Source organism: Paenibacillus hemerocallicola, from assembly GCF_006265175.1.
Classification (GTDB): domain Bacteria; phylum Bacillota; class Bacilli; order Paenibacillales; family NBRC-103111; genus Paenibacillus_AB; species Paenibacillus_AB hemerocallicola.
Genome location: NZ_VDCQ01000021.1, coordinates 112587 through 129558 on the forward strand (window position 1 = coordinate 112587; position 16972 = coordinate 129558).

A 16972-nucleotide genomic window follows, 5' to 3' on the forward strand; every position below is an offset into this window, starting at 1 on the left:
ATGGTGATCAAACGAAGCTTTGGGGAACGTCTCTTCGACGGCGCGAACGTCATCTTCCTGATCATGCTGTCCGTCGTTACGATTTATCCGTTCCTGTATGTCCTGTTCGCCTCGCTCAGCGATCCGGCTTGGGTCGTGCAAATGCGCGGGCTGATCTGGTACCCGAAGGACATTACGCTGGAGGCGTACAAGCTCGTATTCGCCAATCCGGCGATTTTGACCGGATATGCCAACACGCTGTTTTACGTCATCGTCGGGACGGCGCTCAATATTTTGATGACCTCGCTCGGGGCTTACGCACTGTCCAGGGAGAGCGTCATGTGGAAAAACCCGATCATGTTCCTGATCGTGTTTACGATGTTTTTTAACGGCGGACTCATTCCGACCTATTTGCTCGTCAACAATTTGGGCTTGCTGGACAGCCGGTGGGCTCTGATAATTCCGAGCGCCATGAGCGCGTATAACCTGATCATTATGCGGACGTCGTTCCAAGGCATCCCGGTCAGCCTCGAGGAGTCGGCCAAGCTGGACGGCGCGAACGATTTCACCGTTCTGTTCCGGATCGTGCTGCCGCTGTCGATGCCGGTCGTGGCGGTCATGATTTTGTTCTACGGCGTCGGCCACTGGAACAGCTGGTTTAACGCCCTGATCTACTTGCGTACCCGGGATCTGTATCCGCTGCAGCTGATCCTCCGGGAAATATTGATTACGAACAGCACGGATTCGATGATGACCGGCGTCGGGGGCGCGGACAAAATGCCGATCGGCGAGACGATCAAGTATGCGACGATTATCGTGGCGACGATACCGATTCTGCTGCTGTACCCGTTCCTGCAAAAATATTTTGTGAAAGGCGTAATGATCGGAGCGATCAAGGGCTAATTGCTCCCTATACGGCCAGTGCGGAATAAAGCTCATTCTGGATCCGCAACAATCGTATCCGACATCGCCGACATCCGAGAAAAGCTCCGTGGGGGAGCTTTTTTTGTCCTCCCTCCCGCGCCGCGGCCCGGCGGCAACTGGATGCAAGGGAAGTCGATCGAAATTAGAGGAGGCTTGATGATGGGGAAAAGTCGTTTGCCCGACTGCTCCGGCACTTCGTAAATCGAAGGGTCGGAGCTTTCGTACGTTTGCGAATTGATTCGCGGCGGCAAAGGGATGTAAGATGGAGAGGAAAAATCGATCGGATTCGACGGGAGAGGAGCAGGCGATGCAAGCTTTCGCAACAACACCCGGGGAGCGGACCTTATCCAGGCTCCTGGCCTTATTGGGCATTCTGCTGTTCGGCTGGATGCTTTGGTATTCGAGCGCGAATACCGCAACCCATTTCATCTCGGATTGGTCTGTCCCGCTGCTTGTGCTCGCCTCAGTCGCGGCGGCGCTGCCGCTGGCAAAGGCGCTTGGCCGATATGGGGGCGGAAGAACGTTTATGGTCGCACTCCTGCTGCTCGTCGCAGCGCCGCGTATCGTCTGGATCGCCGCGGTCGATACGGCTCCCGTCTCCGATTTCCTCGATATGCATTCCGCGGCACTCAGCGCCGCGGCCGGAGACTTCTCCTTCGGCGAGAACGAGTATTTCTCCCGCTGGGCGTACCAGCTCGGCTTTACGTTTTACGAGGCGCTAGCGATCAAGCTGTTCGGCGGCTCTTTGATTGTCCTTAAGCTGCTGAACGTCCTGTTTCAGGCCGGAACGGCCGTGGTCCTGTACAAGTGCGCCGTCCGCGCCTTCGGCGAGACGTGCGGTAGAGCCGCCGCGCTTATGTATGCGGTCTACGTTCCGAATATTATCATGTGCTCGGTGCTGACGAATCAGCATATTTCCGTATTTTTTTACTTTCTCGCCCTGTATGTTCTGATTCGCAAAAGGTTCGTCGGCAAATCCGATTGGCTGCTCGTGGGCCTGTGCATCGGCTTCGGCAACCTGATGAGGCCGCTCGGCAGCTTCTTCTTGCTCGGCGTTCTCGCTTACGCGGCCTTTTTCTTGCTCGCGCCCCGCATCCGCGAACGCAGCTGGCCCGCTCTCGCCGCCAAATGCGTCGGCGTGCTGGCCGTATACTGGCTCGTCCAGCAGGCGGCCAGCTTCGCCTTGGTGCAGGGGGGAGTCACTCCGTATCCGTTATCGAACCGCGAGCCGTACTGGAAGTTCATGATCGGGCTGAACCCGGCGACGAACGGAGGCTGGTCGTACGACGATACGGTGTATGTGCTGCAATACCCGCCCGGCGAGGAACGGAACCGCGTCGAGCTGGAGCTGCTGAAGAAGCGTTTGGAGGACAAGCGGCAGGTTGGGGCGTTATTCGCAAGCAAGACGAAAGCGATGTGGGGAGACGAGGATTCGGCCCCGATGTGGAGCTTGCCGGACATGGATCGGCCCGAGCTGGTCAAGCGGCTCGTACAGACCGAGCGGATCCAGTATGTGCTTATGGCCTTTTTCGGCTTGGTCGCCATGACGGTGATCGCCTGGCGGGGAGCGACGGGGGAGGCTTCGTTGTTTCTGCTGCTGCTGCTCGGCTATGCGGCGCTGCACGTCGTCATCGAGGTTCAGACGCGGTACCGGTTCGATATATGGCCTTGCGCCATCATTCTGCAAAGCTTCGGAATCTATGCGCTGCTCGGCTTGTTCAGACGCAAAGGAGGCGTTTAGGCGTTGTATACAATCATGATCGTGGAGGACGACGACAAGATCGCGGCGATACTCGGCGATTATTTGGACAAATACGGGTATAAGCCGGTCCGCGTTACGGACTACCGCAACGTGAAGCAGGCGTTCGCGGAGCTTGCGCCCCATCTGGCCATTCTCGATATCAACCTTCCCCAATTCGACGGGTTTTACTGGTGCCGCCAAATCCGGACCCTGTCCAACGTCCCAATCTTGTTCTTGTCCGCACGGGTCGGGGAGATGGATCAGGTGATGGCGATCGAGAACGGGGGAGACGATTATATAACGAAGCCGTTTCACCTTGAAGTCGTCATGGCCAAAATCAAAAGCGCGCTGCGCAGAGCGTACGGGGAATACGCATCGATGCCGCAGACGGCGACGGACATCGTCGATGTGGACGGGCTGACGCTCGACCGGAGCAAAGGGACGCTGGAATGGAACGGGCGGAAAACGGACTTGAGCCGCAACGAATCGAGACTCGCCGAAGCGCTGATGCGGCAGGCGGGGCAAATCGCGACGAGGGAACAGCTGCTGGAAGCGCTCTGGGACGACGTGACGTTCGTCGACGACAACACGCTGACCGTCAACGTGACGAGGGTGCGCAAGAAGCTGGAGGAGCTCGGGATCGACCGGGCGATCGATACGGTCCGCGGGCAAGGCTACCGGCTGCTCGTAACGTGGAGGGATGCGCCGTGACCTTCAAATCGTTTCTCGTCGACCGGATCGGCTATGTCGCGATCTATTTGTTCAATTTGCTGCTGGTCATGGTCGTCGTCGAGCTGGACCTGCGCGGACAGGACGCCGGGCTCGGCCGGGAAAACATGCTCTATATCGCGCTGCTGTCCGTTGTCGGAGTCGCCCTGTACCTGGTCGTCGACTACGTCCGAAGCCGTCCGTTTCACCGGCAGCTCGACAGCTTGGACGCCCCCGGCGCCGAACTCGAGAACGCGCTGAGGCTGCATGGCGCCGTGACGCGCGAGCAGCAGGCGATGCAGCGTCTCGTCGCCGACAGCTACGGCAAATATATGGAACGACTGGAGCAGTACAAGCAGCAGCAGGAGCACCATCAAACGTTCGTCCGCCAATGGGTCCATCAGATGAAGACGCCGGTATCCGTGATCGATCTGCTCGTCCAGCAGGCGGACCGGGGCGGGGGGGAGGAGACGAAAACGCTGCTCGCCAGCATCCAGGAGGAGAACGAGCGGCTCGCGCACGGCTTGGACATGATGCTCCATACGGCGAGGCTGGAGAAATTCGAGCTGGACGTTCACGTCAAGCGGGTAGAGCTGGTCCAAGCGATCCGCAGCGTGATCAACGAGCACAAAAAAGCGTGCATCCGCTACCGCATTTTTCCGAAAATCGAGGCCGGCGCCGAGGCGGTATGGGCGGAAACCGACGAGAAATGGATCGTATTCGTGCTGGGGCAGCTCGTCACGAACGCGATCAAATATTCGAAGCCGAAGGAAGGCGTCAAGACGCTGACCGTTACGGTACGGGAAACGGAAGACGAATGCAGAGTGATCGTGAAGGATGAAGGCATCGGGATCGCCGAACAGGACATGCCGCGTTTATTCGATGCATTTTTTACGGGAGAGAACGGGAGACGGGTGTCGGAATCGACGGGTATGGGGCTTTATTTGGCCAAACAAATTTGCAATAGGCTGGGGCATCGGCTCGAGGTGGCGTCCGTTCTGGGCGAAGGGACGTCGGTGACGCTGATCGTTCCGCGGCAGACGGTGATTCATTCATGGACTTGAGCCATAGTGCGGGCATGAGGGCAGGCGCCGCTGCGATTGAGGGAATTCTCCGGGTGGGATGGACAAAAAGAGGGCATCCGCCCTCTCGGAAATCGGCCCCCCTTATTCGGGAAGCAACCCGCTGTCCTGGATTTCCCGGTGAATTTCATCGGTGAACCGATCCAGACAGCTGCAATAGTAGTCTCTGCGGCAAATCGGGCAAGGTACGGTCAGTAGCCTTGTGACGCTGCTGATTTTCCAGTCGGGATTTTTGTCGTAAAAAATCCGGCACTTTGTTTTGTCGGCAAAGGTGACCAAAAACTGGAAATGACCCAGCTTTTCGTTGGTATCCGATTGTTGAAGGTCGGTTACGTAAAATTGATGCATGTTTATCACCCTACATTTCGTATGGTCTTTGACGTGACGATTAATAGTATACCATATTTGCATGCCGTGCAAACGGAATCTTTGCCAACTCGCGGCATAACCCGCGAGTTATTTGCCGTCGTGCATCCGGCTGTGCCGATTCGGAATATGACAACATTGTAAGGTTCGCTCCGCCAAATGAAAGCTTTATCGATAGAGGCCGGTACGGACATTCGGGTACACTGGGAGCATGAGGTAAACAAGCAGCTATTGGAGGAACGAATCATGACCGTCTTGAAAGCCCAGGCGCTATCGAAACTGTACGGAGCGAAAAACAGCAAGGTCACCTACCGCGCGTTGGACCAATTTCATCTCGAGGTCGGCCAAGGGGAGTTCGTCGGCGTTATGGGGCCGTCGGGAAGCGGCAAGACGACGCTGCTGAATTTGCTGTCCACGATCGACAAGCCGACCTCCGGCCGCATCGAGGTGAACGGCACCGATCCGAGCGTCCTGAAGAACAAGGAGCTCGCGATGTTCCGCCGGCGCCAGCTCGGGTTTATTTTCCAGGACTTCAATCTGCTCGAGACGCTGTCGATCAAAGAAAATATCGTGCTGCCGCTCGTGCTGGACAATATGAAGGTCGAAGAAATCGAGAGCCGGGTACGCGAAATCGCCGAAGTGCTCGGCATAGCCCACATTCTGGAGAAACGCACGTATGAAGTATCGGGCGGACAGCAGCAGCGGGCGGCGATCGCCCGCGCGATCATTCACCGTCCGGCGATCGTGCTGGCCGACGAGCTGACCGGCAATCTCGATTCGAAGGCGGCCAAGGACGCGATGGAGTCGCTGCGGAAGCTGAACGAGGAGCGGGGGACGACGATCCTGATGGTGACGCATGACCCGTTCGCCGCAAGCTACTGCCGCCGGATTGTCTTTATCAAGGACGGCAAGCTGTTCTCGGAAATTCGCCGGGGAACGAACCGGCAAGCGTTTTTTCAACAAATATTAGACGCGCTGAGCGTGCTGGGAGGGAACTTCGATGACGTTTCGCAGGCTCGCCCGGAGTAATGTGAGGGGCAATTGGCACCGGTACGTCGCCTTTTTCCTGAGCAGCACGTTTTCGGTCATGATTTTTTTCATTTATGCGGCATTTTTGTTCCATCCCGACGTGATCAGCGGCAATATTCGCGCCGCCGATAAAGTGCGGCAGGGCATGATTCTGTGCGAGTACATTATCGTCATCTTCTCGTTCTTCTTCGTGCTGTACTCGATGTCGGCTTTCCTGAAGTCGCGCAAGAAGGAATTCGGGCTGCTCAGCCTGTTCGGGATGACAAGCCGGCAGATCGCCAAGCTCGTCCTGTACGAGAACACGCTGATCGCGCTGTTCGCCATCGCGGCCGGAATCGGCTTCGGTGCTCTATTCTCCAAGCTGTTCTTCATGGCGCTTGCGGAGCTGCTGCAGGTCGACACCCCGATCCGCTTCATTCTCGCCCCGAAGGCGATCTGGCTAACGGTCGGCGGCTTCTTCGCGCTGTTCGAGCTCATTACGCTGTTCACCTTGCGAAATGTCGGCCGCAGCGAAATCATCGAGCTGCTGAAGGCGTCGAAGAAGCCGAAGAGCGTGCCCGTCTTCTCGAAATGGCTGACGGCGTTGTCCATAGTTTGCCTATCGGCCGGATACTATTTGGCGTATCAAGCGAAGCTGAACACGATTATGCTCTACATGCTGCCGATCTTGGCGACGGTCATCGTCGGTACGTACTTTTTGTTCACCCAAGCCAGCGTGGCCATTTTGCGGCGGCTGCAGAAGTCCCCCGGCCTGTACTACCGGCATACGCATCTCGTGACGGTAGCTCAGCTCGTGTTCAAGATCAAGGACAACGCGCGCACGCTCTTTATGGTAGCGATACTGAGCGCGGTCATTTTGACGGCGTCGGGAACGTTCTACGTCTTGTACCTGGATACGACCAATAAAGCGCTGGACCATTATCCGCAATCGTTCGGGTATACCGAACGCGAAGCGGGGACGCACGAGATCATTCATCCGGACGAGCTGAGGCGTCTTCTGACGGAGAAAGGACAGGAGATCGCTTACGAGGTGAAGCTGACCGGAATTCCGGTGCCGGTCACGCTCGAACAGATGCGCAACCGGCAGACGGAAGCGCTGCTCGTGCCGGAGGAAGCCTATAACCGGATCGCGGAGAGGCTGAATCGAAAAACGGTGCAGGTGGAAGCGGGACATGCGATATACGTGTTTCCATACAGGGAGGTGGCCGTCGAGTTTTTTCCGAAAGGGAGCAGGCTGGAGACGAACGCCGACGGCAAGCCGCTGTCGTTCGTCATGGACGGGCAGCTGAACGGCAGCGTAATCAATACGAGCGTCGACTATGCCGGCATGCTGGTGGTGGACGACAACGAATACGCCGAACGGATCAAAGGAATTCCGGACAATAAACGGATGACCTACTACGGCTTCGAGACCCGGAACTGGGCGGATTCGCTGACGGCCTCGCAACAAATCGCGGGCGCGATTCCGGAGAAGGAGCGGAAACGGTTCGAGACGCGCGTGGAAGACTATTTGGATTACAAGCAGTTCAATTCGTTGACGCTGTTTATCGGCCTGCTCGTAAGCGTCCTGTTCTTCGTCGCGTCGGGGAGCATGCTGTACTTCAAGCTGTTCACCGAAATTCAGGACGACCAGGCGCAGTTCAAGGCGTTGTCCCGAATCGGCGTGTCGGATGAAGAAATCCGCAAAATTACGGGGACTCAGATCGGAATCGTGTTCTTCGTACCGGTGGCGGTCGGCGTTATCCATGCGGCCTTCGCTTACAAATCGCTCGGCAATATGCTCGGCATTACGGTGTGGCACTACGGAATCATCGTAATGGGCGTTTATGCGGCCATGCAATTCGTGTACTTCGCGCTGGCAAGGAGAGCCTATATGAAGCAGTTGGGTCAGGGGTAAAGGAGAGTACGGCCGAAACGGCTCGCCCGAAGAGCGTGCGCGTGCGGCAGGGGCAGCAATACCGGGAAAAGGCCGGCGTTTCCCCGGGAGAAGGGGCGGCATCGTTGTTGGGCTGCATCGCTTTTCCCGGTTCCGGGGAGTAAGATAGGGTAGATCGATGTCCCCGGATGGAAGAAAGGACTGACGCATGCTTCGTTCGTATTTGCTGCTTTTGTTTTGCGTAACCGTGTGGGGGAGCAACTTTGTGTTCGGCGCCATTCTCGTCGACAATTTTCCGCCGATGCTGCTGGCCGTTACCCGTCTCATGCTGACCTGTTCCGTCTACGTCATCATGGCGGTCGCTTCCCGCCGCTTCGAGCTGCCGACCCGGCAAGACTGGAAGCTGCTCGTGCCGATCGGCGCGATGGCCGTGTTCGTCAATCAATCGTGTTTCTATATCGGCATGCAGGACGCGGACCCGACGTCCTCGTCGCTGCTGCTGTCGTTATCGCCCATCGCCATCGGGCTGCTGGCCGCCGTCTTTCTGAAGGAGCGGCTGACGCTCCGTATGGCGATCGGATCGGTAATTGCGGTTTCCGGCGTCTTCTTCGTGGTGAGCAAGGGCGGCTCTCTCCATTTGTCCGTAGGGGAGCTATGGATTTTCGGCGCGATGCTGTCGTTCACGGTCGCCACCATTTTGACGCGCAAGCTGATGGAGCGCCGCGATGCGTTTTTCGTCACCGCCTACTCGACCGTCATCGGAACGGCGATGCTTATTCCGGTCGCCTTCGCCCGCGACCGGGTATCGGATATGAGCGCGGAGCCGTGGGCGTGGGTGATGCTGGTCGTCACCGCCCTTGTCATGCAGGTCGTCTGCGGCCTGGTGTGGAACCGGCAAATGCAGCATGTAGGCGCCGGTCGCGCGGCCGTATTTCTCAACCTCCAGCCGTTCGTCGCGATGACGCTCGGTTATGCCATTCTGGGCACCCCGGTGACGCTGCGGCAAGGCATTGGCTCGCTTCTTATCATCGGCGGCGTGCTGTTCGCCACGTATCGGCGCAAGCAGGAGGCGAAGCCGAGCGAGAGGGCCGACCCTGCGAGCGTCACGGCGTAGCGCCGGCTTGCGGTTTGTATGTTATGGATTGTCCGCCTTGACGATCGACGTCAGGGCAAAATTCACCGAAGGTTTACATGCTATTGATACTGCGTTAATAAAACGGCAGTAATCTAAAGCGGTACAAGGTCAGCCATGTTGCCCGGCTAAGGAAAGAACGAATCGGCTCCCTAATGGCTGACAAGAACCGTATCCGGTGACTATCGAGCAGGTAATATCAAGCTTGGCAGCGTCATGGGACAGATAAAAGAATAGCCGCTCCGGGCGAAGACGACGAGAAAACCCAGCGATCAGAAAATCAACAAACCTTTATCAAAAAAAGGGACGGTTTCTGCTTCCGCTGCGGTTTTTTTTGTACGATTGCATAATCCACATACAATCTGGTCGAGTTTGCTGGACGTGCCATGACGTAACCCGTGAATAGAGGAACTACATTCCGTTATTGCCCCGAATTCCGTTACTCGTTTGAAGATAGCGGAACAGACTTCCTCTATATCGAGATTTCGGTGTGAAAATAATCGTGAACAGCTTAATAACGGAACGGTTTTCCCTTATTTTGCACTCGACACGAGGGCTTGGGTCAAAAGCGTACTCCAGTTCCGCTATTCTCGCGGTCCCGCAAGGCGCGCCGTGTGAGGCAGCGAGCTTTCACCGAATAGGCGCTACACTCCTTAGCCACACTTGTACGCAAATTATGCTGTCGTAGTTTTTTATCGTTAAAGGAAGTTGAACTTCGCTAAGGTACGAAAGCGAATCGTCGCTAATTCCATTTGAGAAGGAGAGAACTTATGAAGCTTGTAGTAATGGGAGATTTGCATTATCACGAAGCGGACGAAACGATTCCGGGATGGATGGAAGCGCGTAACGATTTTTATCGAACATTTCTAGGACGATTTATGGAACTGGAAGCGGATGTTCATATTTCACTCGGCGATTTAACCAACTATGGGCATCCCTCCGAGCTGCGGGAAGTTTACGGGATGATACGGCAGCATGAGAGAACGTTTTATCATGCTTTGGGGAACCATGACCTTTATGCCCAAACGAGAAAGGAAGTTCTCGATATAACCGGACAAGCCCGCTATCACGCCATAACGACAGAGCATGCCGTACTTGTATTTATAGATACGGCGAAAGAAATGGATTTTGCGGATTGGGGAGGCTGGGTTGACGAGGAACAATTGCAGTGGCTTGAAGAGGTTGTACGAGCATCCGGGACAAAACCCCTTTTACTGTTCGCTCATCATCCGGTATACAATACGACAACCCATTCGGATAAAGAGAAAGGATCCATTCATCCCGGCATTGACATGTGGAACATTTTAAACCGGAAAGAAGGAGTAGGGATTTATTTTAACGGACATACCCATGTCGACTCCATTGTAAAGCGGCATAACTGGACGTTTGTTCAGCTCTCCGCCTGCCTGGATCAGCATGGCTTAAGGATCGTGGAGATTGAGCGGGACGAGATTCGTATTTCGGCTGCCGACTTCACGGATGCGGCGATCATAGACAATGTAGAGACATTATATAACAATATGAAGCATTTTAAACATAATCCCAACGCTCGCGGACAAGAAACGGACCGGGAATGCGTTGTCGCATTGCGGTTGGCCGCCGAACAAAAATAGATTTCGATGATGAACAAATCCGGTTTAACAGGAGGTGCTGCCGGGTGGGGAGTGTTAGAAATGATGAAGGCGGATTGTTTTTCGACAGATTAACCACGCACAAGATGGTGGCCGCCATAAAGGAGCCGAAACAAATCGAGCTGGCCTTGTCGCTCCGAAACCAATTAAGCGGCGTATTTCTGCTAATCGGACACATAGGAGTCATTAAAGGCTATGTAGATTTGTTCAAAACTCATCAGGTGCCGATTTTTCTGCATTTGGATAAGATAGGAGGACTATGCACGGATACCCATGGTCTTGATTACTTGGCTAAGGAGATAAAACCTACCGGGATCATTACCACGAAAACGAATGTTGTGAAAATAGCAAAAAAAGCGGGGCTGATTACCATTCAACGTTTCTTTCTTGTGGATACCGAAGGGTTTGACAATATAGCCAAAAGCCTCCGTCAAATCGAGCCCGACATCATTGAAGTCATGCCGGCTCGAATACCGGAAGTGATCGGGGAGATCAAAAAGTTCACGGCTCTTCCGATCATCACCGGCGGCTTGATGTTTAAACGAAGCCATGCCATGGCATGTTTGAAGCATGGCGCGACCGCGGTATCCTCATCCAAGTCGGAACTATGGCGTGAAGCCTACTCCGCTCAGGATAATAAGCTCCGCAGCATCGGATAATGCAATTTTGCACAATTTTAATATCGAGTTAACACCGGTTTAATAATCGGCCGTTACGATATATTTAAGTAAATAGCTTTGGCTTGGAGCGAAGGAGAAGCCTTAATTACTGCCGGCATCGTAGCGGCGGTCGATTAAGGTTTCTTTTTTTCTGCCGGAAAGTTGGATTTCGATAAAGCGATAAAGTACTAAGCGATTCAGCACCATACAAAAAATGGAGGGATTTATGATGTCAAAGAAACAAAGTATGTCGATCGTAGCGCTTGGTTCCGTATTCATGCTCGCGGCATGCGGATCCGGCGGCACAGAAGGAAAGACCGCGAGCGGCGCTTCCGGCAATTCGGAAGGCAAAAAAATCGTAATTAAGTACTGGACGGCAAACGGCGGGAAAATTGAAGAAGCGAAACAAAACCTTGTGAAAACATTTAACGAATCGCAGAACAAAATTGAAGTGCAGCAAGCGAACCAAGGAAATTACGACGATCTTCACGCGAAAGTGCAAGCCGCATTTGCTGCCGGAAACGCGCCTGCCGTGTTCGACCTCGAAATTGCATCTACGGGAATTTTTTCCCGATCGGGCGTGTTGGTAGACCTGACGCCGCTTGCCGCAAGAGATGACGCTCAGCTCAATCTTAAGGATTTTATGCCGGGTCTCATGGGCAATGCTTATGTGGACGGCAAGCTTTACGGCATTCCGTTCGTACGAAGCACCCCGATCTTCTACAAAAATGTCACCATGCTGAAAGAAGCCGGTTTGGACCCGGCCGGCCCCAAAAATTGGACGGAACTGGAGCAATATGCCCGCGTGTTGAAGTCGAAGGGGAAGACGCCGATGACAATGCCTGTCGGCATCTGGGAGTACGAGGCGTTGGTCGCGCAAAGCGGCGGAAAGGTACTGAGCGACGACGGCAAAAAAGCTACGTTTAACTCGCCGGAAGCGGTCGCGCCGGTACAGTTTTGGAAGAAAATGTCCGATGAAGGTCTCATCAAATTTGTAGTGGGGAAGACGGCGGGCGCCGACGCGGAAAAAGATTGGGCCAACCAGATTTCCGCCTTTAAATTCGGGTCTACCGCCGGGGTCTCCGCAAGCTTGGAAATCGCAAAGGGCAACAACTTTGAAATGGCGACCGACTTTATGCCCGCCAATAAAACCTATGGCGTTCCGACCGGCGGGGCCCATCTGGTCATTACGTCGAAGCTCGGCGAGCAAGAAAAAGAAGCGACTTGGGAATTTATCAAATGGATGACATCCAAAGAAAATACGATCTATCAGCACAAGTACATCGGCTATTTGCCGAACCGTCTTTCCGCTTTGGAAAGCGACGAATTGCAAAATTACTATAAAGAGTTTCCGCACTATAAGGTGGCTTCGGATCAATTGAAGTATGCCGTACTGCGTCCGAATGCAAATGCCTATCCGGAAATTACGAAAATGATGCAAGATGCCATCACGAAAGCAATCCTCGAAAAGAATGTGAAGCCGCAGGATGCAATGAACGAGGCTGCGGAAAAAGCAAACAAATTATTGAGCAAGTAAATGGAGCAAGTAAAAATCGAAAGCTTGAACGTAAGGAGATGATCGTATGGCGAAAATCGAATTGATCCATGTCGGCAAAACGTATAAAGACGAAACGGTGATCAGCGGCTTGAATCTTACCATTAAAGACGGATCGTTTACGGTTCTCGTAGGACCGTCGGGCTGCGGCAAATCGACAACCCTGCGCATGATCGCAGGTCTTGAAAAGCAGAGCGAAGGACAAATATGGATCGGCGACAAATGTGTGAACGAAACGCAGCCGGGGCTTCGGGATGTAGCCATGGTTTTCCAAAACTATGCGTTATATCCGACCATGACCGTTCGTGAAAATATCGAGTTCGGGCTAAAAAATAGAAAAGTTCCTAAACAGGAACGCGAAATGTTAATACGCGAGATTTGCGAAATCGTAGGCTTGACCCCTCATTTGAATAAGAAACCGCAACACTTGTCCGGAGGACAGCGCCAAAGGGTCGCGCTCGCCCGGGCGATGGTCAAAAAGCCCAGGGTGTTTATTCTCGACGAACCGCTTTCGAATCTGGACGCAAAGCTGCGCAATCAGATGAGAACGGAATTGATCCAGCTTCATAAAAGGCTTGGCACCACCTTTGTTTATGTGACCCACGATCAAGTTGAAGCCATGTCGATGGGTGACGAAATTGTTGTCATGAACAAAGGGGTGATTCAGCAAGTGGATTCGCCCATGAAGCTCTATAACGATCCGGACAATCTGTTTACCGCCCAGTTTATCGGTACTCCGGCCATGAATATTTTTCATTACAACGATGTTAAAGGCTTGAAGGCAGCGACTGCCGCGAAGATCGGATACGTCGGTTTCCGGGCCGAGCATGGGCTGGTGAGCGCGAAAGATCGTACGGAAAGTTTTGCGATCGAGGGGGAAATCATTACCCGGGAGAGCTTGGGAGCGGAACATATTTATCAGATCAAGTCGGCCGCGGGTATATTTTTCGCGAAAACCTTCCTTGCGCCCATGGAAACGGAAGATCGTATCAAAGTGACCGTTCCGTATGAACGGCTGTACTATTTTGATTTGGATGGCAATCGGATTCGCGATTTGGAGCTGCCGCAGAAAGCGCCACGGAACAAAGAGCTTGTAGCTGTCGGCGGTGTATAAGATGACAATTTGGGAAAAGCTGCGTCCGTACGCGATGGTTGCTCCGGCGATTGCCGTGTTTTCCTTGTTTTTTATTTATCCGATCCTGTATATGATCTATCTGAGCATGTATGATTGGAATTTTATCAGCCCGACGAAAAGCTTTGTCGGTTTGCAAAACTTTGCCGACCTCCTGCAGGAAAAAGAATTTATTCAAGTGATAAACAACTCCATAATCTATACCGTATTGACGGTTACGCTCATCATTAGCCTCTCTTTGCTGTTGGCTCTCTGGTTGAATAGGACCGGCGTGTTCCACGGTTTTGTACAAGGCGCGATCTTCAGCCCGCATATCGTTTCTTGGGTATCCATTTCGATGATCTGGGCTTGGGTCATGGATCCTCAATATGGCTTGTTAAACGGGTTCATCGGTTTGTTCGGTTTTGGAAAAGTGGCATGGCTTTCCTCGCAGAGCACGTCTCTGCTTTCGTTGGTCATTGTCGCCGTGTGGAAAGGGCTCGGCTATAATACTTTGGTATTTATCGCCGGCCTGCAAAGCATTCCGAAGGACATCTATGAAGCGGCGGCCCTGGACCGATCCAAGCCTTGGACAACCTTTCGCAAGCTGATTCTCCCCATGCTGTCGCCAACCATCTTTTTCCTCGTGATCATCAACATGATCGGTTCGTTTCAGGTTTTCGAGACGATCGCGATCATGACACAGGGAGGACCGGTTAACACGACCAATACGTTGGTTTATTACATCTACGAATATGGTTTCCGATTCTTTAAAATCGGTTATGCCTCTGCGGCGGGTGTCATCCTGCTGTTCATTGTCGGAGCGTTAACGATCATCTACTTTAAATTGTTGTCAAAACGCGTTCATTATCAATAGGAAGCGGTGAAATCCATTGAAAGCGGAACAGACGATCGATTCCCATAGCCCCCTAATCGATGTCAAAAGCAAAGAAGAAATCGTTTCAAAAACGTTGCAGTACGTACTCCGGACAGTAAGCGTGATCGGCATGGTGCTGTTGGTGCTCATTTTTGCAATGCCGTTTGCATGGATGTTTTCTACTTCTCTAAAAACGCTGCCCGAAACGATGATTTTCCCGCCCGAATGGATTCCTAAACATTTCGTCTGGAGCAATTACGCTCAGGCCTGGGGATCGGGTCCTTTTCTGCAATATATTACGAATAGCATAATTGTTTCGGTAGGTATTCTCGTTATGCAGATGCTTACGATTATTCCTGCAGCCTATGCCTTTGCGCGCTATAGGTTTAAGGGGGCGGGGTTTTTATTCGGAATGGTCATGATTACGTTAATGATTCCGTCTCAATTGATATTCCTTCCCGTTTACTTGCAGTTAAGCACGTGGAAGCTGCTTAATACGCATCTCGCCCTTATTCTTCCGTTCGCATCCAGCGCATTCGGCATTTTCCTCTTAAGGCAGTCGTTTAAACAGGTTCCGGAGGAATTGCTCGAAGCGGCGCGGCTGGACAATGCCAAAGAGTGGCAGATTGTGTTGAAATTGATGGTGCCCATGGCCAAACCGGTTTTGGCGACTTTTGCTTTGTTCAGCTTTATCGCTCATTGGAACGATTACTTTTGGCCGCTGGTGATGACTACGGACGAAACGGCGAGAACGCTGCCATTGGGAATTGCGAAGATCCGGGAAGAAGAAGGAGTAGCCAATTGGAACGTTTTGATGGCCGGAAACATGATCCTGGTTACGCCGATTTTGATCGCATTTTTCTTTGCGCAGCGGCATATTATTCAAGCTTTCGTCTATACGGGCGTAAAATAATCCATTGCAAGGGGAGAAATTCACCGGAAGCAGGGTACAGCATGGTGATATAGGATCGGGAGACCTGCTCCTCAACCGGATCGGACCTTTTCAGACGGGATATGTTCAACCGAAAACCATCTCGAAGCTCAAGGACCATCACTCCTTGAGCTTTATTATTTTTCAACGATATGACAATGGTCTACGGTCCCGAAATCTCACTCGTTCCTTCAGTTCGAAAGAAACGGACTACGATCCCAGTCCATGTCCTCCCACGCCATTTTGAGCTTTACAGGAGGAGCGGCGGTCTTCTATAATATGAATTGGAGACAAGCTCCTTTTTTATTTTGTTATTATGGAAAATTATTTCGAAAACGGACCGTGCCCGATGGCGGTACCGGTTCGAGAGGAGATACAGTCATGCAAGCGGAAGCGAATATACGCCGGCTCGATACGGAGCAGGTAAATCCGCGCACCCGGCATCTCGATCAATGCTCGACGCTGGAATTGCTGACGCTGATGAACGCGGAAGATTTTCGCGTTCCGGCCGCGGTGGCGGAAGTCCTGCCCGCGATAGCGGAAGCGGTGGAGTCGATCGTCGACGCGATGCGCGGGGGCGGCCGTCTATTTTATGTCGGAGCGGGCACGAGCGGCCGTCTCGGCGTACTCGACGCCTACGAATGCCCGCCGACGTTCGGGACGGCGCCGGAGCTCGTACAGGCGCTTCTGGCCGGCGGCGCGACGCGGGATAGGGCCGACGAATCGGCCGAGGACGATCCCGCGCTCGGCGCCGCGGATTTGGCCGGCCGCGGGCTCTCGACAGCCGACGTCGTCGTCGGCATCGCCGCCAGCGGCCGTACGCCTTATGTCGTCGGCGCGCTCGAGTACGCCCGTTCGACGGGTGCGTCGACGATCGCCTTGGCGTGCAGCCGCGGCTCCGCGATCGGGGCGCTCGCCGACAAGGCGATCGAGATCGCCGTCGGTCCCGAGGCGCTGACCGGCTCGACGCGCCTCAAGGCGGGCACGGCGCAGAAGCTCGTGCTGAATATGATCAGCACGGCGACGATGGTGAAGCTCGGCAAGGCGTACGGCAACTTCATGGTCGACATGCAGCCGACGAACGGCAAGCTGCGCCAGCGGGCGCGCGGAATCGTCGCCATGGCGACCGGCGCCGACGAAGCGGCGGTGGATCAGGCGATGAGCGCCACGGGCGATCGGATGAAGGCGAGCATCGTCATGCTGCTCGCGGGCGTCTCCGCCGAGGAGGCACTCCGGCGGCTCGAAGCGGCCGGAGGCAATGTACGCGAGGCGCTGCGGGGCCAGGGCTGATGTACCTTTATGGCAGGCGCGTCCTGAGTGACAGCCAACGGCAGACACTCCAAGCGCTAGCTGAGAGCAGACACTCCAAGC

15 protein-coding genes are annotated in these 16972 nt (G+C 54.0%); 14 read left to right on the forward strand and 1 reads right to left on the reverse strand.

Annotated features, from left to right (window positions below; all coding sequences use genetic code 11):
- From FE784_RS16665 to FE784_RS16680, 4 genes are all read left to right on the forward strand, one after another.
- Positions 1 to 882 carry a carbohydrate ABC transporter permease gene (locus tag FE784_RS16665; protein ID WP_139603350.1) on the forward strand — a complete coding sequence of 294 codons (882 nt, stop codon included), beginning with the start codon at positions 1 to 3 and terminating at the stop codon, positions 880 to 882.
- A gap of 283 nt (positions 883 to 1165) precedes the next feature.
- Positions 1166 to 2644 (forward strand): ArnT family glycosyltransferase, encoded by a 1479-nt coding sequence (locus FE784_RS16670; protein ID WP_139603351.1) that lies wholly within the window; start codon positions 1166 to 1168, stop codon positions 2642 to 2644.
- A 3-nt stretch (positions 2645 to 2647) separates the two neighbouring features.
- Positions 2648 to 3355 (forward strand): response regulator transcription factor, encoded by a 708-nt coding sequence (locus FE784_RS16675; protein ID WP_139603352.1) that lies wholly within the window; start codon positions 2648 to 2650, stop codon positions 3353 to 3355.
- Positions 3352 to 4416 (forward strand): sensor histidine kinase, encoded by a 1065-nt coding sequence (locus FE784_RS16680; protein ID WP_246132060.1) that lies wholly within the window; start codon positions 3352 to 3354, stop codon positions 4414 to 4416. The genes FE784_RS16675 and FE784_RS16680 overlap by 4 nt, the downstream gene beginning before the upstream one ends.
- A gap of 102 nt (positions 4417 to 4518) precedes the next feature.
- On the opposite strand, the gene FE784_RS16685 is transcribed toward FE784_RS16680, so the two are convergent.
- On the reverse strand, positions 4519 to 4782 hold the full coding sequence (locus FE784_RS16685) for a hypothetical protein (protein WP_139603353.1): 264 nt from the start codon (positions 4780 to 4782) through the stop codon (positions 4519 to 4521).
- A 264-nt stretch (positions 4783 to 5046) separates the two neighbouring features.
- On the opposite strand from FE784_RS16685, the gene FE784_RS16690 reads away from it, so the two are divergent.
- The 10 genes from FE784_RS16690 (at position 5047) to murQ (ending at position 16891) form a co-directional block, all read left to right on the forward strand.
- Positions 5047 to 5829: an ABC transporter ATP-binding protein gene (locus FE784_RS16690; protein ID WP_139603372.1), complete on the forward strand. Its 783-nt coding sequence runs from the start codon at positions 5047 to 5049 to the stop codon at positions 5827 to 5829.
- Entirely contained in the window at positions 5801 to 7726 is a 1926-nt protein-coding gene (locus tag FE784_RS16695) for an ABC transporter permease (protein WP_139603354.1), read from the forward strand. Before FE784_RS16690 ends, FE784_RS16695 begins: the two co-directional genes overlap by 29 nt.
- A 187-nt stretch (positions 7727 to 7913) precedes the next feature.
- Complete coding sequence (locus FE784_RS16700; protein ID WP_139603355.1) at positions 7914 to 8819, forward strand: DMT family transporter; 906 nt, start codon at positions 7914 to 7916, stop codon at positions 8817 to 8819.
- Positions 8820 to 9607: 788 nt separating this feature from the next.
- Positions 9608 to 10450 carry a metallophosphoesterase family protein gene (locus FE784_RS16705; protein ID WP_139603356.1) on the forward strand — a complete coding sequence of 281 codons (843 nt, stop codon included), beginning with the start codon at positions 9608 to 9610 and terminating at the stop codon, positions 10448 to 10450.
- 44 nt (positions 10451 to 10494) lie between these two features.
- On the forward strand, positions 10495 to 11127 hold the full coding sequence (locus FE784_RS16710) for a glycerol-3-phosphate responsive antiterminator (RefSeq protein WP_246132061.1): 633 nt from the start codon (positions 10495 to 10497) through the stop codon (positions 11125 to 11127).
- A 229-nt stretch (positions 11128 to 11356) separates the two neighbouring features.
- Positions 11357 to 12664 carry an ABC transporter substrate-binding protein gene (locus FE784_RS16715; protein ID WP_139603358.1) on the forward strand — a complete coding sequence of 436 codons (1308 nt, stop codon included), beginning with the start codon at positions 11357 to 11359 and terminating at the stop codon, positions 12662 to 12664.
- 46 nt (positions 12665 to 12710) lie between these two features.
- Positions 12711 to 13796 (forward strand): ABC transporter ATP-binding protein, encoded by a 1086-nt coding sequence (locus FE784_RS16720; protein ID WP_139603359.1) that lies wholly within the window; start codon positions 12711 to 12713, stop codon positions 13794 to 13796.
- 1 nt (position 13797) lies between these two features.
- Positions 13798 to 14670 carry a carbohydrate ABC transporter permease gene (locus tag FE784_RS16725; protein WP_139603360.1) on the forward strand — a complete coding sequence of 291 codons (873 nt, stop codon included), beginning with the start codon at positions 13798 to 13800 and terminating at the stop codon, positions 14668 to 14670.
- 130 nt (positions 14671 to 14800) lie between these two features.
- Entirely contained in the window at positions 14801 to 15583 is a 783-nt protein-coding gene (locus tag FE784_RS16730) for a carbohydrate ABC transporter permease (protein ID WP_139603373.1), read from the forward strand.
- Positions 15584 to 15982: 399 nt separating this feature from the next.
- Positions 15983 to 16891 (forward strand): N-acetylmuramic acid 6-phosphate etherase, encoded by a 909-nt coding sequence (gene murQ, locus FE784_RS16735; protein WP_139603374.1) that lies wholly within the window; start codon positions 15983 to 15985, stop codon positions 16889 to 16891.
- The last annotated feature ends 81 nt before the right edge of the window (positions 16892 to 16972 follow it).